The sequence below is a fragment of the Marinitoga hydrogenitolerans DSM 16785 genome (assembly GCF_900129175.1).
GTDB classification, from domain to species: domain Bacteria; phylum Thermotogota; class Thermotogae; order Petrotogales; family Petrotogaceae; genus Marinitoga; species Marinitoga hydrogenitolerans.
In genome coordinates this window covers 22,867-49,585 of record NZ_FQUI01000008.1, presented here as the reverse complement: position 1 = coordinate 49,585, position 26,719 = coordinate 22,867, and the positions used below count along the sequence as shown (strand labels likewise).

Genomic DNA, 26,719 nt, shown 5'->3' with positions numbered 1-26,719 from the left:
GTAAAAACTGAAAGGTGTTTTTTATATATTCTTATATTCCTATACCGATATTTAATTTGAAGGCTAAATTTTTAAAATTTAAAATGTTGCCAAATTCTTGTGAAGCACTTTCAACAGAAGCATTTATATCAATAATATGTATATTAATTCCAAAACCTGTATTTAAAGTCCAATAATCAATTTTGTTGCTTATATCTAACCAAAATGGGATAAATAATAAGTTACCATCAAAATTAATTCCCCAATCTAAGCCTTTACCAAAATAATATTGCAAATGTGGAGTTATATCAAAAAGGAAATTAAAGGTATAAAAAGCAGAAATATTCATAGGTAAATCTAAAGGAACTTCAGGAAAAACTCTTGATGATGATTCATCCAACATTTCTAATGTTGGAGTTCCTTGGTCAGTTTCAATGTTCATATTGTCAACTAATATATTACCAGTGGCACTTAAAGTATATGTATATTTCATTTCTGCATTTTTTATAACGATATCATTTATAGATATTCCCCATCTATTAGATTTATTTATATAACCAAAACTCATCTTTAATCCTGCGTTTTCTCCGAGGGAATTTAAGATATCTTCATCAATTTCTGAATCATGGTTATCATAGTCATCATAATCATTTAAAATCAATGTATTTAAAGATTTTAATGAACTGTAAACATCACCATTTAAATTATAATTTATCTTTAAAGTCGCATTTTCAATATTAGAAGTTTGATTAAAATCAACATTGCTCCTTATAATAGCAATAGGCAAAAAATTGGAAAATGATAAACCAAAAATAGAATTTTTGCTAACAAAGGATAAATAATTTGTATCAGTAAATATAATGTTTGAGTTTAAAAAACCCTCTCCATTTAAATCAACAATTACTCCATTTTCAACATTACCATATGATAATAATTTCATTAAATCATTTGGCAAAGCAACTTTAGTATTTGTTTTCAAATCAACGATTTTTGCATAAGATAAAAACCATAAATGAATCTTCCCAAAAGCTGAAACATCCGCATTTAAATTTATTGGTAATGGTTCTTCACCCAAATTATCATAAATATCATTAAAATCAATAATAATTTCATCCTTGAACAAATCCCCAAAATTAATAAATGGCTGAATAAAATTAACGTCACCAGATACCCCAATATCTATAAGGTTTCTCGTACCATAATCAACTAATGCTGGATTAAAAGAATAATTCCATGGTTTATTAATATTGGGATTTGAGAAGGATAATACACTGAAAATAATAATTGTAAAAATAAGTAATTTTTTCATATTACTCACCACCTTTTAATAAATCAGCATTTACATCTGTTTGAACTTCTACCCAGGCATTTATATCTAAAGTTCCACTATTCATAAATTGCTGTGATTTGTTTGCGGGAATATAACCTATAAAATCAATATAATAAGGATTATTATTTAAAATTTTATCAATATCTGTTTTTGTAAATTCAATGGATATGCTATTTTCTCCTGATTTTAATTGTATGATTTTTTCATATAATTCTTGATTGTTTTCATTTTTACCAATTAGTTTTAATCCTGGTGTTAATCCTGTTGTATTATTATAATTGAGATGCAAAATCAATTTTCCATTGTCTCCTATTAAAGGGTCTATAGGTATTTCAGAGTTATTTTCTCCCGGTTTTCTTCCTAAAATGTCTTTTTCTCCGTTTATTGTTACTAAATTAATATCTTTTGTGGATGTAAATGCAAGAGGTATTGTAAGCTCTATATTGAAATCAAATACAAAATTGCTTAAATCATCTAAAGATAATGATATATCATTTGATTTTATTGACATATAAACATTTGATCCTTTAAGAACGGTTTTTAAGAAATCTGTAATATCTTTGTTTATGGAGGTATTATTAAATATTATATCTGTTGTTGTGGATTCTACAGTATTATTAACAGTATAGGTTGCAATTAAAGTAATATAATTGTTTACATTCACTAAACTATCAGGTATAGTACCTGTAACTTTTGCATTAAAACCTTCGATATCAATATCATTTAAGGTTAATGTTGTATCTTCAGAAATAGGTATTTCAAAGTTCAAAGGATCAGATTCAGGTATAATATCCTTACTTATAGGTTTTATAGATGCATCAAGTTCATAATCAAGATTAATAGTTGCTGATAATGTATAAGTACTACCCAAAGTTAAATAGTTAGCTTGATCAGATATGTTTATAGTGACAATATTATTAGTATCATCGTAATTTGCAGGTGATGCTTCAAAATCAAAGTTTAACGGTGAATCTAAATCGATTGTTTTATTTGTTAATGAAATTGTATGAGAATTGTTATCTTTCATTGTAAAAGTATCAGCAATACTAAATTCTGGAATTTTTACAGAGACGTTTATACCAACAGGCAATTCATTATTCCATTCAACATTAATATTTGAAGTACCTACAAAGGTTATAGAATTTAATAAGTCTTTTGCTTCAGAAGGGAATTCAATTGTTTGAGTATTGTTAATATTTAAATTTTCATCTGTTTGAATTTTAGCATAGCGTATTTTTGGATTTTTTAATTCAATATTTGCTGTTAATGTTGTTCCTAATGCTATGCCACCACTTGATGATATTCCTATTTTGTCAATAGATATTGTTGCAGAAGGTTCTCCTAATTCTAAGTTTGCTAAATCAATTAAAGCAGTGCCTTCTGATGAAACATTCATAGAAGTATTAGTTGTATCATAGGTTAGAGTTCCACTAATGCTTGTGAATTTTGCATTATCAAGAGTAATTTCAATATCCCCATCACCAAATATTACTTTTTTAATATTTGAAGGAAGATTTATATCTTGTGTAATATTTGATGTAATAGTTGCTTCTGATAATGTTAAATTTGACAGATTAACATTTGCAGTTAATGACGTTGTACTTAAACCATTATTGCCGAAGTCAAGCGATATTGAATTTATAGAAACAGTAGCATCTGTTGTATTACCACCTGTTAAAACTATTCCGTTCATATTAAGTTCAGCAGAACTATTATTTAAGTCAAAGGTTTTAGTAATATTTGTAATTCCATCAAAATAGGTTAAATTAGCAACAATAGAACTTACAATAGTATCGCTTATGTTTAATACAAATTTTCCTGAGTTTAATTTTACAGCTTCTATATTATCAGGAATATTAATACTTTGAGTGTTATTAATTTCGACACCTTTTATGTTTTTTACATTAATTTCTGGAATTATTGTAATAGTTGGAGATTTTGTAAAGTCTATTGTTGTTTGATTATCACTTGTAAAAGTAGAATCAATTGTGAATTCAAAAATTCCATTTGCATCATATGGTAATTCTATGTTTGTGAATGAAAGCTCCTTTGAACTATTAAATGAATCAGAAATTAAAACAATATTTTTTGTATTATTGTTATATAAGTATAGTATAGTTGCGTCAAATTCTTTATTAACATTTTCCCATTCGATAGGGAATTCAATGTTAATATTAAATGTCCCATCAATCGTTACTGAAGAAAAAGATGTTGTCCCCATGTTAGCATTAATAGTTTGAGAAATATTTTTTGTAATTGAATAAGAAATTCCTTCTGCAGCTTTGATTTTTGTTCCTGAAGCAAAGTCTAAACTACCAATATCAAGATTACCTCCGGCACCAGTTCCACCGGTTATAGTTGCTCTTAAAGTTATAGTTGCTCCATCTGAAATATTATTATTGATTAATTCAAAATTCAATGTTCCAGCATTTCCAGAGCTTAATGAAATTGGGCTAGCATAAATTTTTGTATTATCATTGTTTTCTATAATTCCGTCAACTTCAACAGTTGCAGAATTATCGTTATTAGTGACATTTAACGTTAAACTCCCAGAAGAAAAAGATAATTTTGTGAACGTTCCATTTGAGTCTAAAGTAGTTGATGTGGATGCAGAAGTACCAACTCCCCCAACAACAGGAATGAACAGAGAACTTATATCTGGTAGATTTATACCTGCATCAGTTACGTTAATTTCGCTAATTCCAATATCAGGAGACACAGGGTTCGTACTTAAATCAGGAACAGTAAATGGAATAGAATCAATACCAGGTATAGTTGGAACGTTGATTTCAACAGGAGAAATATCCCCTATTTCCGGTACAGAAATTTTCTGTGTTATTGATGTACTAAAGGCATCAATTTTTTCAAATGATTGACTCATATCAACATTTAATCCTGTAGCATATTTTATAGTTTTTACTCCAGCATTATTAGGACCAACTGTAGCACCTGATAATATTTTTGTTATATCCTCATCTTTGATAAAGTCATTTAATGTAATGCTTGTAGCTGCTACAGGAACTCCTATTTTCGGTTTTGCTTTAACCTTTATACTTTTAACACATGAAGATAATGATAAAAGCAGAATAACTACCAAACCAATAATAATAATTTTCTTCATAATCCCACCTCAACTTTTTATAATAATTTTTTTCAATATATTTTCATTAAAATATTTAGACGAATATAATAGCATTTTTGTTCTAAAGTTAATAACAATTAAACTTTTATATTCATTACAATTATACCATAAAAAGTAAAAAAAATTACATCTATATGTTATAATTATATTTGAGGTGATGCTACTATGAGAAATAAAATGCTTATATTATTTTTTATAATATTATATATATCAGCTTTTTCATATGTAAAATTATATAATGGATGGGAGTATAGATGGGAAGATGAAACAGCATGGCATAAATATGAAACTCCCGGTATTCCAATAGAAAATAAAAATGAAATGCTATATTTAAGATATAAATTGCCTGATGTAAAATTAGATAATCCAGCAATATATTTTACGGGAATATTTGACAATTCCAGAATGGTTGTTGGTGACAAATTAATATATGATTCTTTTGCAAGAAGTTTTTTTAGCCCTAAAAGTATATTTAAAATACCGAAAGATTTTCAAAATAAATATTTAGTAATAAAAGTATCTTCAAAACGACGAGATGTCGGATTTTTTGGAGAATTTTTGTTAGGAGATGAGTTAGAACTATTAACACATCAAATTTTTGTTGAATTGGATAAAATATTATTATCAATATTTAGTTTTTTCATATTAGTGCTGTCTCTTATTATATATATATATTTTATAATTTTCCGAAGAAATTCTGAATTAAGAAGATCATTAATTTTTTTGGGAATTTTTTCATTAGGTATAGGTCTGTTTATATCAGGGCAAACACAAACATTTAAGTATTTTTATTCGAATAATATTTTTTGGGCATATATGATGGATATAGGAAAATATCTTGCACCAATAGGGATAATGGGATTTTTTTATAATATTTTTGATTATTCAACAAAGGCGATAATAAAATGGTTGGTTTTTTTTCATATAATATATTTTATTTTTATATCTGCCATACAAATAACGAAAGGTTTTGAGTATAATTATTATGTAGCATATGTTCTTCCGTTATATTTTGGGATGCTGATCGATATTATCATTATGCTATATAACCTATATTTAGGCTTCAAATTGAAAGACATCAAAGCTCATATTTTTTCTATTTCAATTATTATAGTTTCTGTATTTGCAATATATGAAATAATGGGAGACTTAAGAATTATAAAGTGGGAAAGAGCATGGATTCAATGGTCAATTTTTATATTAATTAATTCCATGATACTCTTAATATTGAAAAACATTAAAGAATTGAATCTTGAATTATCTGTGAAAAGTAAAATATTGGAAAATTGGAATAAAGATTTAGAAAAAGAAATAAATAAAAAAACTAAGGATATAAAATTGTTGTTGGATAATGCTGGAGAAGGTTTTTTGACATTTAACAAAGATTATATTATAGGTAAGGAATACAGCAATGAGTGTATCGGAATTTTTGGTAAAAATATAGAGGGATTAAATTTTGTAGATTTGGTTTTTAATGATGACGAAAAAGATTTTATTAAGAGAGTTTTAAAGGATTTCTTCGAAGAGAGTGATGAGTTTAAAAAGGAAGTTTATTTATCCTTTTTACCTTCAGAAATAAAAATAAATTATGGATATTATAAAATAGAATTTAAATATGTAAAATATGAAAATTTGATTATGGTGAAATTAACGGATATTACAACAGAAAAAAATTTAAAACTAAAAATAGAAGAAGAAAGAGAAAATTTGATGAGAATAGTTTCAATAATAAGAAATTATGATGCTTTTATGTATAATATAAAAGAGTTTAAAAAAATGATAAAATTTATTCAAAACAAAGGAAATATTAAAAATTATTATAACGAAATTCACAATTTTAAGGGAATTTTCTCGCAATTTCATTTGAATAAACTAACAAAGAAATTACATGAAGTGGAAAATGATATATTAAAAAATAAAGAAATAAATATCGAGGAAGTAAAGGATGTATTTGATATAGAAATTAAAGATATACGCGATGAATTAGGCCATGAGATAGAAGAAAATGTGTTAAATATTCCAAAAGATAAAATATTAGAGTTGGAAACAAAATTAAAAAAATATTTCAAAGAAGATGATGAGATTATAAAAGAGATAAGAAAGTTAAGGTATAAGGATTTATCCAATTTGATTAAACCGTATATTTTCTATATTAAAGAATTGGCTGTGAGATCGGGAAAAATCATAAAAGCTCCAGAGTTAATAATTAAAGATGAAATATTAATAGAACCTGAAAAGTATTTCTATTTAATAAAATCATTGATAAATATCTATAGAAATGCAATTGATCATGGAATAGAACCTCCCGAAATAAGGATAGAGAAGAATAAAGAGGAAAAGGGTAATATAAAAACAATATTGTACAAAGAAAATAATAATATTCATATTATAATTGAAGATGATGGTGAAGGTATTAATATGGAAAAATTGAAAAGTATAGCAAATAGGAAAAATATAAAATATAATAGTGAAGTTGAACTATTAAATCTTATTTTTATGGAATTAATTTCTACGAAAAATGAAGCTACTGAAATATCAGGGCGTGGTCTTGGATTAAGTATTGTAAAAAAAGAAGTGGAAAGAGTAGGGGGAACAATTAATGTTGAAAGTAAATACAACAAAGGTACAAAATTCCATATAATTATTCCGGAGTGATGTTATGGCAAAGATATTAATAGTAGACGATGCACCCTTTATAAGGAATCAATTAAAGTTAATATTAGAACCGTTAAAATTTGATATAATAGAAGCGTCAGATGGAAAAGAGGCTATTGAGGTTTATAAAAGACATAATCCTGATATTGTAACTATGGATATATCAATGCCAATAATGGATGGAGTAAAAGCATTGTCTGAAATAATTAAATATGATCCAAAAGCTAAAATAATAATGGTTTCAGCATTAGGGCATAAAATGAGAGTATTAGAAGCAATTGAAAAAGGAGCATCCTATTATATTGTTAAACCATTTGTTTCAGAGAAGGTAATAAAAACAATAATGATGGTATTAAACAAATAGGCCTTAAGGCCTATTTGTTTAATATTTATCTATTTCTTCGACAATTTCGTATAGCTCATTCACAACTTTGTCGACTAAATCTTTGTTTTCTCCTTCAGCCATAATTCTAATTTTGTGTTCTGTTCCAGAGGCTCTAACAACAAGTCTGAAATTCGGAAGAGCAGAATATTCTTTTATCTTCTTTTTAAGTTTTTTATTTTCCATAATATCGTTTTTATTTTTTACGGAAATATTTTTTAATAATTGTGGATATTCCGGAATTTTCTGTATTAAAGTGTTTATATCTTTTTCAAAATAAATTAATGTTTCTAATGTTTCTAATGCTGTTATAATTCCATCTCCAGTGGTGGCTTTATCTAAGAATATAATGTGACCGGACTGTTCTCCGCCCAATTTTGAATTTGATTCAATCATTTTTTCCAGTACATACTTATCTCCGACGGCGGTTCTGTAAAGTTTTATATTATGTTTTTCTAAAAATTTTTCTAATCCAAGATTACTCATAATAGTAGCTATTACAAGATCATTACTTAATCGATTTTTTTCTTTCAATTTTAAGGCGTTTATAGCCATTAATTTATCTCCATCAATAAGATTTCCATTTTTATCAATGAACAAACATCTGTCCCCATCACCATCAAATAGTATGCCGAGATCATATCCATCATTTTTGATAATATTAGCTAAAACTTGTGGATGTGTTGAACCACATTTTTCATTTATATTTAAACCATCAGGTTGATTAAAATAAATATCATATTTCAAATCAAAAGCACCAAATATTTTATCAATTAAAGCACCAGTAGCTCCATTACCCACGTCTATAGCTATTTTATAAGGTACATTGTTTATATCATATGATGAAATTATATACCCTATATATTTATCCTTTAGCTGAGAAGAATACATTTTACCAATTTCGCCATATGGTACATATTCAGGTTGTTTTTCTAAAATTAAATTTTCAATATCAACTTCATCGTCATCGGAAATTTTAAAACCTTCGGCTAAAACTTTTATACCATTATAATTTGCCGGGTTATGTGATGCAGAAATCATTACACCTAAGGTTTTTTCACTTTTTGTTAGATACGCTAATGCAGGCGTAGTAATTATTCCACAAAATTCCACATCAAGTCCTGCAGATAAAGCACCTGAAGCTAAAGCTGCTTCAATCATTTCACCTGAATTTCTTGTGTCTCGTGCAATTAATAATTTTTTATATTTTCCGGCATACATTCTTCCTAAAGCATTTCCGATTTTATATACTAAATCAACAGTTAGTTCTTCATTCACTAATCCTCTAATTCCATCTGTCCCGAAAAGTCTTTTCAACCTGTCCACCTCCTAATATCTCTATATTTTAATTAAACACTATTATTATAACTTAAATTGACAAAAAATAAAAGTTATAGTATGATTATATTATATACGCAATCGTTTGCGAGGTGATGTGTGTGGTTACTATTAAAGATATTGCAAAAATAGCTGGTGTTAGTCCATCAACAGTATCCAGGAGTTTAAATGATTATCCAAATATTTCTCAAAAAACAAAAGAAAAAATAAAAAAAATAGCTGAAGAATTAGGATTTGAATTTAATGAAGCAGCAAGAAGTTTAAATAAAAAAAAGACAAATACAATAGGTGTAATAATTCCTCAATTTTTTGATGATATGAGAGGAGAAATATTCTTTGCTAATTTTCTTGGAAAATTAATAAAAGAAGCACAGGTAAGGGGTTATCATGTGAGGATTGAATACGAGATTGAAAAAAAATATATAAAAAAGATGATTCAAAGTAGAAGCGTCGATGGTTTGTTACTAATGAATCCGGAAATTTCCAAAGAAGATATAGAATTTATTCTGGAGAAGAAATTTCCATATATATTTTTGCATTACCTTTCGGAGAATTATATAGATACAAATGTAAATTATGTAAGAACAGATCAGGAAAAAGGTGGATATATTGCAACAAAATATTTAATCGAAAAAGGGTCAAGGAAAATTTTAACTTTATCAGGGTTAAGCATTAATTATGAATTTATAGAAAGAACAAATGGTTATAAAAAGGCTATAGAAGAGTATAAAATAGATAAAGAATATATATTGGATATAGATGTAACCTTTGAATCAGCTAAAAAAGCTATACATAAAAATAAAAAATTATTAAAAGAAATTGATGCGATTTTTGCTCAAACTGATTTAATGGCTTTAGGAGTTATTGAAGCTCTTAATGAATTAAACATTAAAATTCCTGAAGATATATCTATCATAGGGTTTGATAATATTCAAATAGGAACATATTTTAAACCTAGATTAACAACAATAGAACAACCAATAGGTAAATTAGCAAGAATCGGTATAAAAAAATTAATAGAATTAATGGAAAAGAACACTAATGTGAAAAAATTTATTGATCCAAAACTAATTATAAGGGAATCAGCTTAATATGATATAATTAGAATAACAACTTAAATGGAGGGAATTTTATGTCAATAAAAAAGTTAAAAGAGAAGTATTTATTAATATCAAAGTATAACACAGCTGCAACATTGTTAGAATGGGATTTTGAAACGCATATGCCCAAAAAAGCAGCAGAAAAAAGAGCTGAAGTAATTGGTGAAATCTCTTCAAAAGCTTTTGAAATATCTATTTCCGATGAAATGGGTGAGTTACTTGAAAATGCAGATAAAGAAGAATTAAATGAAGTAGAAAAAGCTATAATAAAAGTTGGAAAAAAAGAATATGAAAAGTTTAAAAAAATACCTAAAGAGTTGTTTAAGGAAATGAATATATCTTCTTCTAAAGCGCAATCTGCCTGGGAAGAAGCAAAATTGAAAAATAATTTTAATATTTTTAAGCCCTATTTAGAAAAAGTTGTAGCCTTAACAAAAAAAATGGCAGATTATTTAGGTTATGAAGAAAATCGTTATGATGCGTTACTTGACTTATATGAACCGGGATTAAAAACATCAGAATTAAGAAAAGTAATAGAACCATTAAGAAGTTTTCTTGTGGAATATTTAAATAAATTAGACAAAGGGAAAAAAACAAATAACTCTATATTAAAAGAATATTTTCCAATAGAAAAACAAAAAGAATTATCTTTAAGAGCATTAAAACTAATGAAATATGATTTTGATGCAGGAAGAATGGATATATCTATGCATCCGTTTACAACAACAATAGGTCCAAATGATGTTAGAATAACAACAAGATACAATGAAAAAGATTTAAATGATTCGTTATATAGTACCATCCATGAAGGTGGTCATGCTTTATATGAGCAGGGAATACCAGAAGGATTTTCCGGATTGCCTATCGGAGATGGAGCATCAATGGCAATTCATGAAAGTCAATCAAGATTTTGGGAAAATATCATAGGAAGAAGTTTGGAATTCTGGAAATATTTTTATAATGATCTTGTTGATATTTTTCCTGAATTTAAAAATCATACACCAGAAGAAATATTTAAAGCAGTGAATTATGTAGAAAGATCATTTATCAGGACAGAAGCGGATGAGGTTACATATAATTTGCATATAATGTTGAGATTTGAAATAGAAGAAGCATTGATAAATGATAAAATAAAAGTGGAGGATTTACCAAAAATCTGGAATGAAAAAATGAAAGAATATTTAGGAGTTGTTCCAGAAAATGATAGTGAAGGAGTATTGCAAGACGTTCATTGGGCTCACGGATCTTTTGGGTATTTTCCATCATATATGTTAGGAAATCTTTATTCAGCACAGTTTTATAATAAAATGAAAAAAGATATTCCTGATTTAAATGAACAAATATCAAATGGGAACTTTGAAATTGTATTAAATTGGTTAAGAGAAAAAATACATTCAAAAGGAAAAATGTACGAACCTGGTGAATTAGTAGAAATAGTTACAGGAGAACCTTTAAGTTCAAAATATTTTATAGAATACATTGAAAATAAATTTAATAAGGTTTATGAATTGTAAAAAATAATGCAGTCTATATATTCAGACTGCATTATTTTTTATGATAAGAATAATTTTATAATATAGGTATGATAGTCCATATAGGTATGATAGTCCATGACGAAGATATTTTGTATTTTTATGTAATATAAATGCAAAATATTAGAAACAAAAAAAGAAAAACTAGTTTTATATACTAACTTTAATATAATATGAAAATAATGATAAGAAAATATAAACTGCAAAACAAATACAATTTATAAGAAATATTAAAAAAGGGGGGGTATTATGGAAAATGAAGAAATTTTGAAAAAAGAACCAGAAGAAAATTTAACAGAAGGCACAGAAGATTTTCCATTAATTGAAGTTCCAATGAGTGAAAGAAAGGGTTTTTGGTCCATTTCTGTAGTATTATTAGGGTTTACCTTTTTTACTGCAACTATGTGGGCTGGTGGAAATTTAGGTGTGTCCTTTAAATTTTGGCCAGATTTAATTCTATTAATAACATTAGGGAATTTTTTATTAGGTGCATATGTTGCAATTTTAGGATATATTGCATATAAAACAGGATTAAGTACAGTTCTTCTTGGAAGATATAGTTTTGGAGATTTTGGTAGTAAATGGCCGGATTTTATATTAGGATTTACCCAAATAGGATGGTATGCCTGGGGGACAGCTACAATTGCCATACTCTTATCAAAATTTCTTAACTTGCCGGAGGTTTGGAATATACCTTTAATGATAGTTTTTGGGTTTGCATTTTCGTGGACAGCGTATGTAGGTTATAGGGGGTTAGAATGGTTATCAAGATTTTCAGTCCCATTAATGACAATATTAATAATTTGGAGTATGACAATAGCTACTAAAGATGCTGGTGGTTTAGCTGGAATATTGGGTATTGAGCCAACAAAAAACATGACAATTGCAGGAGCTATAACAATAATCTTTGGAACATTTGTTAGTGGAGGCACGCAATCAACTAATTGGGCTAGATTTTCAAAAACTGCAGTTTCTGCTGTTTTCGGCTCTTTAATAGCGTTTTTTATTGGAAATGGATTAATGATATTTGCTGGGGCGTATGGAGGTTTGGTCTATCAGGAGTCAGATATAGTAAATGTTTTAGTTAAACAAGGATTAATTTTTTGGGGAATAGTAATGTTATTTTTAAATATTTGGACAACTCAAGATAATACAATATATAATTTTTCTGTAGCTGGATGTAACTTTTTTAGAACAGAAAAACGAAGGTATTTCACTATTGGAGGGGCTGCAATAGGAACAATCTTAGCGATTCTTGGTATGTATAATTGGTTAATTCCATGGCTTGTACTTTTAGGGACATTTATACCTCCTATAGGTGGAGTAATAATGGCAGATTTTTTCTATAAACATAGAATGAAATATCCAAAAATTACTAATATAGAATTTCAAAAATTTAATTGGTCAGGTATTTTGGGTTATGTTGCAGGAGCCTTAATTGCAAAATATAGTCCTGGAGTTCCTCCGTTAAATGGTATAATTGGGGCATTTGCATTTTATATTATTTTTGATTTCTTATTAAAAATTTTTGGCATTGATAATGAGCACGTAGTAAAGGGTGAAGAGTGATGGATATTATAATAAGAAATGCTAAAATTATTGGAAGGACAAATTTAAATGATATTGGGATAGATAATGGTAAAATAGTGAAAATAGGCGAAATTAGCGAATTTGCAAATAATGAAATTGATGCAAAAGGGAAATTGGTCTCTCCGCCATTTGTCGATCCACATGTTCATTTAGATGCGATTCTTACAGTAGGAAATCCATCTTATAATATGTCGGGAACTTTATGGGAAGGTATTAGAATTTGGAGTGAAAGGAAAAAAAAGTTAACATATGAAGATGTAAAAAATCGTGCTAAAGAAGCTATAAAATGGGCAGTAGCCAAAGGAACATTAAAAATACGTACTCATGTTGATGTGTGCGATCCGGAGTTGGTAGCTTTAAAAGCAATGATTGATGTAAAAAAGGAAGTGAAAGACCTAATTGATCTTCAAATTGTATCTTTTCCACAGGAGGGAATAGTTAGTTTTCCAAATGGAGAAAAATTAATGGAAAAATCATTAGAACTAGGTGCAGATATAGTTGGTGGAATTCCACATTATGAATTTTCCAGAAATGATGGAATTGAAAGTATAGATATTATAATGAAATTAGCAAAAAAATATGATAAGGATATAGATGTCCATATAGATGAAATAGATGATGAACAATCAAGATTTGTTGAATATTTAGCATCAAAAACAATAAAAGAAAACTATCAAGGAAGAGTTACAGCAAGTCATATAACAGCAATGCATTCATATAATAATGCATATGCAAATAAGCTAATGGGTGTTTTTAAAAAAGCTCAGCTAAATGTTATAGCTAATCCGTTGGATAATATAGCCCTTGGAGGTAGATTTGATAATTATCCTATTAGGAGAGGTATGACTAGGGTAAAAGAATTATTAAATTATGGAATTAATGTTGGTTTGGGGCATGACTCAGTAATGGATCCATGGTACCCTTTGGGTAAGTATAGTATGCTTCAAGTTGCTTTTATGGGATTGAATATAGGGCATATGACAGGTTATGAAGAGATTAAACAAATATATAATGCAATAACATATAATTCTGCTAAGTTAATGAATATAAAAGATTATGGAATAGAAGAGGGAAATGCAGCAGATCTGATAATATTAAATTCTCCAAGTGAAATAGAGGCAATTAGATTGGAAAGTGAAGTATTATATGTTATTAAAAATGGCAAAATTGTATCAAAAACGTATCCATCGAAATCGTATGTCTATAATGAAGAAATAAGTTTTAGGGTATCTGGTATTTACGAATAAAGGGGCTTTTAGCCCCTTTTTTAAAACTCGAAATCCATTTTTTTCACATTAATACCTTCAATTTTTGATAATTTTTCTTCTAAATCTTTCCATAAGTTTTGGTCTCCTGCCAATTCTAAAAGAATTAAACCTCTGTCGCTGCAGTCATCATCAAAAGCATCGTGTAAACCGAGTCTCGTTTTAATAATGCAACCAAATCCTGTTAGTAACTTTTGAACTTCACCAGCTTCTTTTTTTCTGTCATGAATGTAAATTCCTAATACTCTAATCTTACCCATAAAAACACCCCCTTGAAATAGTTGATAATAAATCCAAAGTTTTACCGTTTAAATTTAATTTATTTAAATCATCAATAGGCCGTTTTAATATAATGTTTTCCGCTGTTTTCTTTCCTATACCATTAATAGAGGTTAGTTCTTCCAAAGTTGCCTTATTAATATCAAAAGGTAACTTTAATGCAGTAATAGAACGGGAGCCGTGATCGATAACGACACCATTTATTTTATCAAGAATATTAAATTCACCAATTACACCAACTTTTATAGGATATGTTCCTAGTTGCCTACCAAAAGAAATTTTTCCTTGATTTTTTTCTATGATTAAATTTTCCAAAATACTTCCAATTGGAAAAACCTTTTTTAACATCTCATGATTGTATTTTTCCATGTATTCTTTAAATTTTATAAAATCTTTTTTATGTTGTTTAGGTTTTGTATTATATAATAATGTTCCAGGAAAGGCCATAACTTGACGAACATTAATTCTTCTAACGAGTAAATTTTCATCCATTATTTTTTCTAGGTATTTTTTATTAATTTCAAATGTTTCTTTTGTTTCATCGATTAAACCAAACAATAAATTAATTCCTGGCAAAAGTTTTGGTATACCATTTTTGTCTCTTTTATTTCCAATTTCATTAACTATTCTTATTGCCTCTATAGCTTCATCAGGCATTATATCAATTCTATTTTTTTCTATAACATTTTTATCAAAGGATTCGATTCCAAAAGATAATATATCACCAGCAGTATTATATTTAACAATTATTTCCAATATTTTTTTGATTTTATCCTGGTGTTTGATAATATATGCAGGATTTGCATTATCAGTATGAATAATATTAGCTATTTTAGACATTTCCTGATATAATTCGTTAAATAATGGAATGTTTGGCTCTCCATTGTTTAATAGCGAACCGTATGCGAGGAAATCAGCAGCTCTTCCAAACCTGAAGTTTTTGACGCCAATATCTGATATAGCCTTTGCTTCTTCGAGTAAATCTTTAATAGGACGTTCTCTATATTTTCCGTTTATTAAGGGTTCTGTGCAGAAAGAGCAAAATCCATTAGTTCTTTCACAACCGCGAGAAACATCCATCTCAACAATAATATCTGGAAATCTCGGATGTTTTTTTAAAATCTCAGCTCCAAGCGGAGTAATTTTTGATATTAACTCATAGTTAGAACGATCTTTTAAATTAAAATTGTCAGAAATAGGATATGTGAATAAAAACCTTTCTACATCACCTTCAACCATGTAATCTATATATTCTGATTCTATTTTAATAGCAGATCTTCCACCAGTTAATGTATATCCTTTTACTATAGGCCCTCCCAAAACTCGTAAAGGTTCCTTATTTAATGAAAATAATTTATTTATTTCAGTTAAAGAAATAGGAGTTCCTCCAAGATAATGTCCTGGAACTGTAACCCCAGCAATTATTATTAAGTACTCATAATGATTAAATGATTGCCACATTTGATTTTCTCTGATCTGGTCAATAGTGAAATAATCCACATCTATTCCATGATAGTATAAAGCACCTGCAGCATATCTGATATATGGAGAAACATAAGGTGGAACACCTAAAATAGCTGGTTCGTCAACATACCCATCAATAATAACAGCTTTCATAGAAAAACTCCTTTTTTTATATTCAATAATATTATATCATAAACTCTTTTGATGTTTTAATAGTAATTTTATGAAAATTTGATATAATAAACTATAAATTATTTTAGGTGGTGGTAATATTGAAGAGACCGATTTTTGTAGTATTTCTATCTTTAATATATATAATACTTTTTTCTGAACAAGCTATATATAATATATCAGAAAAAGCATATGTTGAAAATACAAAACATTTTAAATTTATTTTTGAAAAAGATCTTTATGCAGATTATAAAAAATTGAAAGGTATATCAGAAAAATTATATGAAGATTATAGGGATTTTTATGAAACAGATCCAGGGAGCATAACGGTATTTATTTTTGATGATGTTGACTTTGTAAATGCATTTGCAGTACCTCCATTAAATATAATAAGATTATATATTAATGCACCATTTGCAAAATACGGATTGACAATGAATGTTGAAAATTGGATAGAATTTGTATTTTCTCATGAATTAAATCATATATTTTATGGAAATATGCTTAGTAAATATGTTTCATGGATACCAAATAAAGAAATAAAAAAAGCTGCAATGTTAAATTGGCAACCTAGTTATTTACACGAAGGTTTGTCTATTTATATGGAAAGCAAATATTTTAAAGGACGATTTCAAAGTGACTTATTTAATATGTATTTACGTGCTGAAATATTAGGAAAAGATTATCCAAGGTACAAATTAGGAAGTTCTCCTCAAAGTGAAGTTTGGTCTCCCGCAGGGTTTAACTATATGTATGGAGCTATTTTCACAAAAGAAATAGCAGAAAAATATGGTGAGGAAACATTGAAAAAAATTATTATAGAAATAAATTCACATTTATTTTTTATTACTATTAGTACAGCATTTGAAAAGATTACAGGAGAAAAATGGGAAGACTTTTTGTTGTATATAAGAGTAAAATATAAAAATCAATATATAGATTTATTAAATAAAGAGTATATAGATAGTTATGATAGATTAGATGATTCATATCATTTTACTTCAAATATAAAAACAGATGGAAAAAACATTTATTATTATAAACAATCACCAAATAACAGAAGTGGTATATATAGAAATAATAAATTAATAATTCCTGATATAAGAAGTTTTGATATATCACAAGACGGAAAAATAATATATTTAGTTTCAAATCAAAATGAAAAAAATATAAATTCATTATACTTAAAATGCCATTGCCCTATTTCGGACACATTAATTGATAAAAGAGTTATAACCTTTAGTTTTGCCGATAAGGATAATATTGTATATACGAAAATAAATAAAGGATTAACAGCAATATTTATGAAAAACATTATTACAGGAAAAAAGGAAAAAATATTAGATTATGGTAAATATACAATAAATGATTTTTATTATTCAAAAGGAAAAATATTCTTTTCTGGAATAATGAATAATCAAAACGATATATTTTATATAGACTTAAAAACAAAAAAAATAAAACAATTGACAGAAGATAAATATATAGAAATGAATATATTCGTAAAAGATGATTTGTTATATTATTCTGCTAATTATGAAGATAATATATTTAATATTTATTCAATGAATTTAGAAAATAACGAAGTAAACAAATTAACAAATCATATATATGGAGCATTTTATCCTGTAGTATTAAATAATGATTTGTATTTTTTATTTTATGATTCAGAAGGGTATCATTTATCTAAAAAGAATGTGGAGAAAACAAAAATAAAGAATATAAAAACAGTAAATAAAACAATAAATATTAAAAATGAAATTATGATACCTGAACATTTAGAAATTTATAATGAACCATTGAAATATAGCTTTATATTTCCTTATATTGAAAATGAAAAATATGGTATAGGATATATATCCTTAAGTGAAGGATTGAATTATGGAATAGGTGGTGCAATATTAACAGATTTTAATACAATAACTCCAATAATTGGTTTTTATCTCAATAAATATACAGAAAATTTTGTAAGGCTTGACTATACAAATAGTAAGTTATATACTAATATAAATGTCTCTAAAAGGTTTGAGTTTTTTATGAAAAGAAAAAACTATTTACTCATTAATACTAATTTGGAAATAGAAAATTTAGATATAATAAACAAAAGTATAGCAATGATTTTAGTGAAAAATCCGTATAAAATAAATACTCAAAATTATTATGAATCAAGTACACTAATGGGTTATAAAAATGATAATTATTTCATTCAACAATCAACAACATTTGATCTGTTATCTTTAAAAACAGAACCGTATTTATATTATGATACTTCAGGAAATTTAATTCCAGGAGTAAAGATATCTAAAAAAATATGGTATCCATATTTTTATGTTTTAGATGGAAAATATGGTTTTGATGGTATTAGTGGAAATATTGATTATAACTATAATTTAAAAACAAAAAGCTATAAATTTTCATTATCACTAAAAATTGAACTTACAACCTTTTATTGGCTTAAAATTCCATTACCAATACCTATATATTGAAAAATAAGCTCAAGCTTTTGCTTGAGCTTATTTTAAATTAGTAAAAATATTATTTATATAAGCTATTTTTATACTGGATAAACGCTTTCATCATCGGAAAATGCTTCATTTTCTTCAACCAATTCAAAATCAACTTGAATTTCTTTCTCGTATTTTTTCTTTAAATAGTTCTTTCCAACTTCACCAAATAATATATAAGTTAACAAGTCTTCATCATTTTCAGCTAATGCACATATTTCTTCTCTTGCTTTATTAACTTCAGGTTCTAACAAATCAGCGGGTCTGCATGTAATTGGTTTTTCATTTCCTAATGCTTTTTTTAATAAGTCTTCATCAACTGGAGCAGGAGGATGGCCATACATACCCTTTAAATAATTTTTAACTTCATTTGTAATAGCTTTATAGCGTTCTTTATACATTACATTTAAAACAGCTTGAACCCCGACAATTTGGCTAGTAGGTGTAACCAAAGGTGGATATCCTAAATCTTTTCGCACTCTTGGAACTTCCTTTAAGACATCATCCAGCAAATGAATCATTTTTTGAGATTTTAATTGTGAAACCAAATTTGAAAACATTCCTCCAGGTATCTGAGCCTTTAGTATCCTTGAATCAATAGAAACCATTCTCATATCATTTTCCTTATGATTATCTCTAATTTTCCAGAAATAATTAGCCAAATCGTATAAAGAATCAGAGTTTAACGGTTCTCCCAGTGCAAAATTAAAAGGTTCAACTGCTGGTTGAGAACTTGCATTTGCAAAAGGGCTTAATGCTGTATCTATATAATCTACTCCGGCGTCTATTGCAGCCTGATAAGCTATTGATGCCATTCCTGCGGTATTGTGGGAATGTAATTCTATAGGAATATTAAACTTTTTCTTTAATTCTGAAACTAATTGGTAAGCCATTTTTGGAGTTAATAATCCAGCCATATCTTTTATAACAATAGAATCTACACCTTTTTCTATTAAACTTTTAGCAAAATCTAAATAAAATTCAAGGTTATGAACAGGGCTTATTGTGTATGAAATAGCGCCTTGAACGTGAATATTTCTTCTTTTAGAAACTTCAATGCTTTTTTCTAAATTTCTAATATCATTTAAAGCGTCAAAAACTCTGATAATATCCATTCCATAATCTGCAACTTTATTTATAAATAATTCAACGACATCATCAGCATAATTTCTATATCCAACAATATTTTGCCCTCTTAGCAACATTTGTATTTGTGTGTTTTTTAACTTTTTTCTAATGATTTTCAATCTTTCCCAAGGATCTTCATCTAAATATCTTATGCATGAATCATAAGTAGCTCCGCCCCATACTTCCATTGAATGAAATCCTATTTCATCAAATTTATTTAACATAGGTTCAAATTCGCTCGTCTTCATTCTAGTGGCAATTATTGATTGTTGCCCATCTCTTAAAGTGGTATCTACAAATTTTGTCATTATTCCACCTCCACAAATAATTAAAACATTATTTTTTTAAAAAATGATTAAGGATATATTTTAAATATTAATTAGGAAATTAAACTTGAAAATAGAAAAATAAAATAGTAAAATGAAATTAGAAGGTGAAAATAGTGAGAATAGGAAATTATGTACCTTCAAATGATTCAAAAACTGTTTATTTAGAATCTAAATTAAGAAGAATATTATTGAAAGCTATTAATAGCAAGGATAATACTTTGCTATTGAAAATAGGTAGTATTAATAATTTAATAAAAACGGGAAATATTGAAGAAGCAGAAAGAGAATTGAAAAATGCTGAAAGAAAAATTTCAACAACAGATATAAATAAAAAAAGTACAATAAGTATTATATCAAGGCAAGAATATAAAAAAAACACTTCTAAAATGAAGAATCCAAAAACAGAAGATTTTTCATCAAAAAACGATAAAATATATTTGCAGGACAATTCTCCAGATGAAGCTGTTTCATTTCAGTATCCTACTGCAGTTCCGGAAAGTGCATCATTTCTTTTTATAAATGCACATGAAGGTGAACATGCAAGAGAAATTATAAAAGAAGCTATGTTTAAAGGGAAGATGGCTCAAGTATATGTTAGATATTTTACATCATACGATTCTGACGGAAGGTTAGTATATACTGGAGGTATTACCTGGGGAAAGGTATTAGATACTAAAGGTTAATTTTTGGAAGTGAAATAATGAATAGTTTAATAATAAAAGAAATAATGTCTCTAAAGAAACAGTTGAAAAATTATAGTAAAATTTCTATTGCTAAAAAAAATGAAATTTTGCATTCCCCACATGAAAAATTAGAACAGATGAGTATAGTAATTGAAGGAAAATTAAAAGTTGTGAAATTTACATCTGAGGGAAATGAACAGGTGTTAAAGTATGTAAATGAAAATGAAAGTTTTGGTGAAGGTTTGATATTTGCTGATGAGTGTTATCCATCGTTTATAATAGCAGAAAAAAAATCAAAAGTATTGGAAATTTCAAAAGAAGGAATTTTGTATTTATTTAAAAAAAATGAAGATTTTCTTGTTATGTATTTAAATGAAATATCTAAGAAAATGATAAATCTTTCAAATGTTATAGATATTCTCATAATTAAATCAATAAAAGAAAGAATTATCAAATATTTTATTTTATTATCCAAGCAACAAAAATCGAAAATAGTTTATTTTAAATCAAAACAAAAAATAGCTAATGATATTGGTAGTGTAAGAGAAGTTGTGTCAAAGAAAATAAAGGAATTAGAAAAAGAGGGTATATTAAAAATAATTGATAAACATCATGTTAAAATATTGAAAGAAAAACTTCTCGAATAAAACCGTGAATGAAATCACGGTTTTATTTTTTTATATACAATATAATAAGATAAAGAAAAATAATCATAGGAGGTTGATTTATGAATACGGTAGTTTTAATTGTTATAGCAGTGGTATTTTTAGTATGGTCAATTTTCAAAAGTAAGGAAAAAACAAAAGAAAGCCTTATTTTATCAAAGAATTTACTTGTAAAAACATTTATAGAAATTATAGGAGTCATGGCTTTAGTTGGATTGGTTTTAGCGATATTACCCCCTGAATTAATTAAACAATTATTAGGTAATTCAAATGAATTTTTGAGTACTATTTATGGCGCTATTATAGGAGCTCTTACCATAATTCCAGCGTTTATAGCATTTCCATTATCAAAGTCTCTTTATCAAAGTGGTGCTAATTTAACAGCAATAGCGGCATTTATTACAACATTAACAATGGTGGGTTTTGCAACAATGCCAATAGAAATAAAATATTTTGGTAAAAAATTTACATTACATAGATTGTGGATAAGTTTTGTAGCAGCAATATTAATTGCTTCCGGAATGGCGGTGATATTATGACAAAAATAAAAGATTTAATAAAAAACAATAAATTGATATTTATCAGTATAATTCTTTATTCTATAGCATTTTTTGTAAAACCAGAAATATTTTTTAGAGGTTTAGAAATGACAAAAGGGTTTCTTATAGAAATGATTGAAGTTATGCCGCCTATCCTTATTATATCCTCGTTAATAACAGTTTGGGTACCTTCAGAAGTTATTATGAAACATTTTGGTAAGGACTCAGGTATAAAAGGTAAATTTTTATCGATATTTACAGGAGCAATATCAGCAGGACCAATTTATGCAGCTTTTCCAGTTGCTCAGGCATTATTTTTAAAAGGAGCAAGTATAGCAAATCTTGTGATTATAATCAGTTCTTGGGCAGTAGTTAAAGTTGTAATGTTTATGGTAGAATCAAGCTTTCTTGGATTATCCTTTGCATTGACTAGATATGCATTAACAATACCAGCAATACTTATAATGGGATATATTATGGAAAAATTAGTTAGCAGAGAAGATATTTTGAATGAGATTGAAAATAAAGATAATAAGATTATATATAAAAATTCAAAAGAAGTATTGAATGATTTGCCAAATATGAATTGTGGAGCATGTGGATATGCTAATTGTAAATTGTTTGCTGAAGGCGTTATAAAAGGGGAAGTAACAATAGATGACTGTGTTATCAGACAAAAAACAAAAAAGATAGCATAAAACAACTCCTCCCGTTTTTTGGGAGGAGTTGTTTTTTATACACAGTGAAAAATCTTTAATGTTTTGCTTTTTTCATACAACGTTTTAGAAAACTTTAAAAGATAATGATATACTTATTATTGAGGTGATAATATGGAATTTATAGAATATATTTTTGTTTTACCAAATAGATTAGAAGATGAAATAGAAACGTTTTTTTCAATAAATGAATTTAAGACCTATTATTTTGATAAGCCAACAAAGGGACAATCGGTTGTTAAAGTATATATAAACTTAAAAAATCCAGAAAATCAAATTATTGAATATTTAGAAGGTAAATTAGAATTATTATCAAAACAAAATATTACAGAAGATGAGTGGTTAAAGCCATGGAGAGAATCGCTAAAACCCTTTGAATTTATTGAAGACATATGGATATTGCCAGATCCAGAAAAAAGATATGAAATTCCAGAAAATGTGAAAGTTATAAAGATAATACCAGGAACAGCATTTGGAACAGGATTACATCCTACAACCAAATTAGCAGCCGAAAATTTAGTTAAAGTAATAAACGAAGGGGCAGATGTTTTGGATGTCGGGACTGGAACTGGAATATTATCAATAATTTCAAAATTATATGGAGCTGATAAAATTTTATCTCTTGATTACGATATATTAGCTGTAGAAAAAGCTAATGAAACCTTTAGATTAAACAATTTAAATATAGAGGTGAAACAATCGGACTTGCTACAAAATGTAAATGAAAATGAAAGATACGATATAATAATAGCAAATATAGTAGTTCCTATATTATTGAGATTATTAGATGATGAAAAATTGGATAAAATATTAAATGAAAATGGTTATTTAATCTTATCAGGAATAAATAAAGAAAGAGAAACAGAAATAGCTAATAAAATATTTGAAAAAGAATATAATATAATTTCTAGAGAGGAAGATTCTGGGTGGATATCTCTACTCCTACAAAAAAGGATATAGAAATAGTTGAAAAACAAATTAATAGAAAGCCAAATAAAATAATCTCAATACCTAAAAGATGTTCTTTTGGCATTCCTCAAGTAATTGAAAGTTATCCAATAAAACGGGACAAACCGTTTCCGACTCTTTATTGGTTGACATGCCCTCATCTTATAAAAGAGGTAGGGAAATTGGAATCTCGGGGCAAAATAAAAGAATGGGAAAATGAATTAAAAAATAATGAAAATTTAAAAAAAGAATATAAAAATGCACATTTGGAAGAAAGGAAAAAAAGAAATAAATTGTTAAATAATGAGCCATTATGGGTAAAAAAACGATTGGAAAATATAGGTATTGGGGGAATAAGTAATTTTGAAAGTATTAAATGCTTTCACTTACAATTAGCATCATATTTAGGGGGGACAAAAAACCCTATAGGTGAAAGGGTGTGGAATATCCTTGAAAAGAAAGAATGTGAGAACTGCATCTGTTGTTTATTATAGGGATATAAGAACGCATATTGTTATATTTATTTTAATCTTTTTTGGAATATTGTCTATAATAAAAAATATACTTTTAGGTGATTATGCTTCCGCTATAAATAGCGGGATGAAATTTTTGGCTATTTTAACGATTAGATTTGGTTTATATATAACAGCTCCAATAACAGATATATCAATTTATTCTTTTAGTATAATCCAACTTTTTAATCTTAATTTATATTATATCGATAATATAATATTTGGCATAACCTTGATTTTATCCTTTAGAGACATGCTCAGAGCCCGGAAATATTTGTTTACAGATTCGTTAACGGGGTTATTGAATCGAAGATATTTTGTTGAAATTATTCCAAAGGTTATAAAATTAAAGGAATATGTTGGTAAAGAATTTGGATTAATAGTTTTAGATCTTGATAACTTTAAACCTGTTAACGATAATTTTGGTCATAAATCTGGAGATTACGTGTTGAGGAAAACAGGTGAAATTATCAATAATTCCATTAGGAAATCAGATTTGGCTATAAGATATGGTGGAGATGAATTTGTTGTCCTTGTAAATGCTAAAGATGAAAAAGTATTGGATGGAATAATAAAGAGAATAGATGAAAAAATTAGGAAAGACTTATATATATATAATGTATCTATTTCAGCAGGGAAAAGCATAAAATATAAAGATGATAACATTTCATTAGATGAAATGTTTGAAAAAGCTGATAAAAATATGTATGAAAATAAAAAAAGGAGAAAGAATGCTAGATAAAAAGGTATTAAAAGACATTCCTAATGAACCCGGAGTATATATATTTAAAGATAAAAATTCAAAGCCAATATATATTGGCAAGGCGAAAAAGTTAAAAAATAGAGTATCTTCATATTTTAGCAAATCTAATCAAGAAAAAAATGAAAAAGTAAAAAAAATTGTAGAAGAATCAGAGTTTTTAGATTATATAGTAGTAAGAAATGAAGATGAATCACTTATTTTAGAATCTAATTTGATATTTAACCATAAGCCTAAATATAATATATTATTAAAGGATACAAGAGTGTATCCTTATATTGCTATTACAAAAGAAGAATATCCACAAATAAAATTAGTTAGAACAAAAAAAGGCGAAAAAGCAGATTTTTACGGACCGTATTCAAATGTTGGGATGGTAAGAGGTATTATTGAAATAATACAATGGGTATACAAAGTCAGAACATGTGAAAGAAATTTAGATAGAAAATCAAAACCATGTTTTTTATACCATCTTGGAAAATGTTACGCTCCATGTTATGTAGATGTTGATAAAAAGGAATATAGGAAATCTGTAAACAAGGTAAAACGATTTTTAAAGGGGAATATTAAGTCAATTAGAAAATATATCGAGGAAAACATGCATCAATATGCGAAAATATTAAACTTTGAAAAAGCAGCTCAATTAAGAGATTTGTTATTTAAATTAGATAGATTATTTATACCTATTGGTGTTGAGATGGTTCAAAATAAAAATATAGATATTATTGCAAAGGATGAAGAATATCCAATAGTTGTTTTGCTCATTATAAGACAAGGATATATGATTTCAAAACTAACATTCACTATAGATGGAGATATAAATGAATTTATACATCAATATTATTTAATTCGAAACAATATAGTCCCTGAAGAAATATGGGTAAGCGATTTAAATAATGAAATAGAAAATGAAATTATATATCATCTAAAACAAAAAGGATTAAAAGATTTAAAAAAATTGAAAACTGAAAATGAAGAATTATATACAATAGCATATAGAAATTTAAAAGAAGAAGTAAAAAAACAAACGGATTTAGGAAACACGTTAAAACAAGCAAAAGAAATATTATCGCTGAAAAAGATTCCTCGGATAATTGAAGGTATAGACATCTCTCACTTGCAAGGTATGTATACAGTAGCCTCTTTAATAACATTTGAAAATGGGAAACCTAAAAAAGAAAATTATAGAAAATATAGATTAGATGAATTCAAAGAACCTAATGATTTTGAATCGATAAAAGCTGTTATTAAAAAAAGATATACAAAACATCCTTTACCAGACTTATTATTTATTGATGGAGGAAAAGGGCAAGTAAATTCTGCAGTAAACGCACTTGGAGAAATTGGATATACATTAAATGATATAGATATTGTAGGTATAGCTAAAGAGGATGAAAGAATAGTTTTTCCAGGTGAAATTGATGATTTGCATCTTCCACTTGATCATCCAGTATTAAGAATGTTAATTTTTATAAGAGATGAAACACATAGATTTGCCATAACTTTTAATAGAAAATTAAGAGCAAAAAGATTTGAAAAATCTAAACTTGATGATATTCCTGGGGTGGGAGCAAAAAGAAAAAAAATACTTATAGAACATTTTGGTTCTTTGAAAAACATTAAAGATGCAACATGGGAAGAAATCAATAAAGTAATAAAAAATGAAAAAATATCAAAAAAAATAAAGGAATTTTTTGATTAAGGTGGT

21 protein-coding genes are annotated in these 26,719 nt (G+C 27.1%); 15 read left to right on the top strand and 6 right to left on the bottom strand.

The features are described 5' to 3' along the window. Positions 1-31 precede the first annotated feature (31 nt). Both BUA62_RS03825 and BUA62_RS03820 read right to left on the bottom strand, forming a co-directional pair. Positions 32-1,288, bottom strand: a complete 1,257-nt coding sequence (locus tag BUA62_RS03825; RefSeq protein ID WP_072863623.1) for a hypothetical protein — start codon at positions 1,286-1,288, stop codon at positions 32-34. Between the two features lies 1 nt (position 1,289). Continuing rightward, positions 1,290-4,430, bottom strand: a complete 3,141-nt coding sequence (locus tag BUA62_RS03820) for a hypothetical protein (protein WP_072863621.1) — start codon at positions 4,428-4,430, stop codon at positions 1,290-1,292. Between the two features lie 186 nt (positions 4,431-4,616). Here BUA62_RS03820 and BUA62_RS03815 point away from each other — a divergent pair, with 186 nt between their 5' ends. Together BUA62_RS03815 and BUA62_RS03810 are read left to right on the top strand one after the other, a co-directional pair. Further along, positions 4,617-7,106, top strand: a complete 2,490-nt coding sequence (locus BUA62_RS03815; RefSeq protein ID WP_072863620.1) for an ATP-binding protein — start codon at positions 4,617-4,619, stop codon at positions 7,104-7,106. 4 nt (positions 7,107-7,110) lie between these two features. Next, entirely contained in the window at positions 7,111-7,470 is a 360-nt protein-coding gene (locus tag BUA62_RS03810; RefSeq protein WP_072863618.1) for a response regulator, read from the top strand. An 18-nt stretch (positions 7,471-7,488) separates the two neighbouring features. On the opposite strand, the gene glmM is transcribed toward BUA62_RS03810, so the two are convergent. Further along, the gene (gene glmM / locus BUA62_RS03805) at positions 7,489-8,814 is read right to left on the bottom strand and encodes a phosphoglucosamine mutase (protein WP_234970278.1); all 1,326 of its coding nucleotides are present in this window, start codon (positions 8,812-8,814) and stop codon (positions 7,489-7,491) included. A 113-nt stretch (positions 8,815-8,927) separates the two neighbouring features. On the opposite strand from glmM, the gene BUA62_RS03800 reads away from it, so the two are divergent. From BUA62_RS03800 to codA, 4 genes are all read left to right on the top strand, one after another. Then, entirely contained in the window at positions 8,928-9,917 is a 990-nt protein-coding gene (locus BUA62_RS03800) for a LacI family DNA-binding transcriptional regulator (protein ID WP_159429493.1), read from the top strand. Positions 9,918-9,958: 41 nt separating this feature from the next. Then, a complete protein-coding gene (locus tag BUA62_RS03795; protein ID WP_200782311.1) occupies positions 9,959-11,440 on the top strand; it encodes a carboxypeptidase M32 in 1,482 nt (493 codons plus the stop codon). Between the two features lie 267 nt (positions 11,441-11,707). Beyond that, positions 11,708-13,027, top strand: coding sequence for a cytosine permease (gene codB, locus BUA62_RS03790; RefSeq protein ID WP_072863611.1), 1,320 nt, complete (start codon positions 11,708-11,710; stop codon positions 13,025-13,027). Positions 13,028-13,032: 5 nt separating this feature from the next. Beyond that, a complete protein-coding gene (codA, locus tag BUA62_RS03785) occupies positions 13,033-14,295 on the top strand; it encodes a cytosine deaminase (protein WP_072863634.1) in 1,263 nt (420 codons plus the stop codon). A 20-nt stretch (positions 14,296-14,315) separates the two neighbouring features. Here the strand turns inward: codA and BUA62_RS03780 are convergent, their stop codons facing one another. Both BUA62_RS03780 and BUA62_RS03775 read right to left on the bottom strand, forming a co-directional pair. Then, a complete protein-coding gene (locus BUA62_RS03780) occupies positions 14,316-14,573 on the bottom strand; it encodes a CPF_0552 family protein (RefSeq protein ID WP_072863609.1) in 258 nt (85 codons plus the stop codon). Next, positions 14,566-16,209, bottom strand: coding sequence for a radical SAM protein (locus BUA62_RS03775; protein WP_072863607.1), 1,644 nt, complete (start codon positions 16,207-16,209; stop codon positions 14,566-14,568). Before BUA62_RS03775 ends, BUA62_RS03780 begins: the two co-directional genes overlap by 8 nt. Positions 16,210-16,328: 119 nt before the next feature. Here BUA62_RS03775 and BUA62_RS03770 point away from each other — a divergent pair, with 119 nt between their 5' ends. Continuing rightward, positions 16,329-18,713, top strand: coding sequence for a hypothetical protein (locus tag BUA62_RS03770; protein WP_072863605.1), 2,385 nt, complete (start codon positions 16,329-16,331; stop codon positions 18,711-18,713). A gap of 68 nt (positions 18,714-18,781) precedes the next feature. Here the strand turns inward: BUA62_RS03770 and BUA62_RS03765 are convergent, their stop codons facing one another. Next, on the bottom strand, positions 18,782-20,167 hold the full coding sequence (locus tag BUA62_RS03765; RefSeq protein WP_072863603.1) for a pyruvate carboxylase subunit B: 1,386 nt from the start codon (positions 20,165-20,167) through the stop codon (positions 18,782-18,784). Between the two features lie 134 nt (positions 20,168-20,301). On the opposite strand from BUA62_RS03765, the gene BUA62_RS03760 reads away from it, so the two are divergent. The 8 genes from BUA62_RS03760 to uvrC all read left to right on the top strand — a co-directional run bounded on the left by BUA62_RS03760 (position 20,302) and on the right by uvrC (position 26,713). Then, complete coding sequence (locus BUA62_RS03760; protein ID WP_072863600.1) at positions 20,302-20,871, top strand: hypothetical protein; 570 nt, start codon at positions 20,302-20,304, stop codon at positions 20,869-20,871. A gap of 17 nt (positions 20,872-20,888) precedes the next feature. Continuing rightward, a complete protein-coding gene (locus BUA62_RS03755) occupies positions 20,889-21,518 on the top strand; it encodes a Crp/Fnr family transcriptional regulator (RefSeq protein ID WP_072863597.1) in 630 nt (209 codons plus the stop codon). 80 nt (positions 21,519-21,598) lie between these two features. Beyond that, positions 21,599-22,075 carry a permease gene (locus tag BUA62_RS03750; RefSeq protein WP_072863594.1) on the top strand — a complete coding sequence of 159 codons (477 nt, stop codon included), beginning with the start codon at positions 21,599-21,601 and terminating at the stop codon, positions 22,073-22,075. After that, positions 22,072-22,773: a permease gene (locus tag BUA62_RS03745; protein WP_072863592.1), complete on the top strand. Its 702-nt coding sequence runs from the start codon at positions 22,072-22,074 to the stop codon at positions 22,771-22,773. The genes BUA62_RS03750 and BUA62_RS03745 overlap by 4 nt, the downstream gene beginning before the upstream one ends. 132 nt (positions 22,774-22,905) lie before the next feature. Continuing rightward, complete coding sequence (locus BUA62_RS03740) at positions 22,906-23,751, top strand: 50S ribosomal protein L11 methyltransferase (protein WP_072863590.1); 846 nt, start codon at positions 22,906-22,908, stop codon at positions 23,749-23,751. Further along, the gene (locus BUA62_RS03735; RefSeq protein ID WP_084670681.1) at positions 23,718-24,233 is read left to right on the top strand and encodes a DUF501 domain-containing protein; all 516 of its coding nucleotides are present in this window, start codon (positions 23,718-23,720) and stop codon (positions 24,231-24,233) included. Before BUA62_RS03740 ends, BUA62_RS03735 begins: the two co-directional genes overlap by 34 nt. Continuing rightward, positions 24,190-24,993, top strand: a complete 804-nt coding sequence (locus BUA62_RS03730; RefSeq protein WP_072863588.1) for a GGDEF domain-containing protein — start codon at positions 24,190-24,192, stop codon at positions 24,991-24,993. Before BUA62_RS03735 ends, BUA62_RS03730 begins: the two co-directional genes overlap by 44 nt. After that, positions 24,983-26,713: an excinuclease ABC subunit UvrC gene (gene uvrC, locus BUA62_RS03725; RefSeq protein ID WP_072863629.1), complete on the top strand. Its 1,731-nt coding sequence runs from the start codon at positions 24,983-24,985 to the stop codon at positions 26,711-26,713. The genes BUA62_RS03730 and uvrC overlap by 11 nt, the downstream gene beginning before the upstream one ends. Positions 26,714-26,719 lie beyond the last annotated feature (6 nt).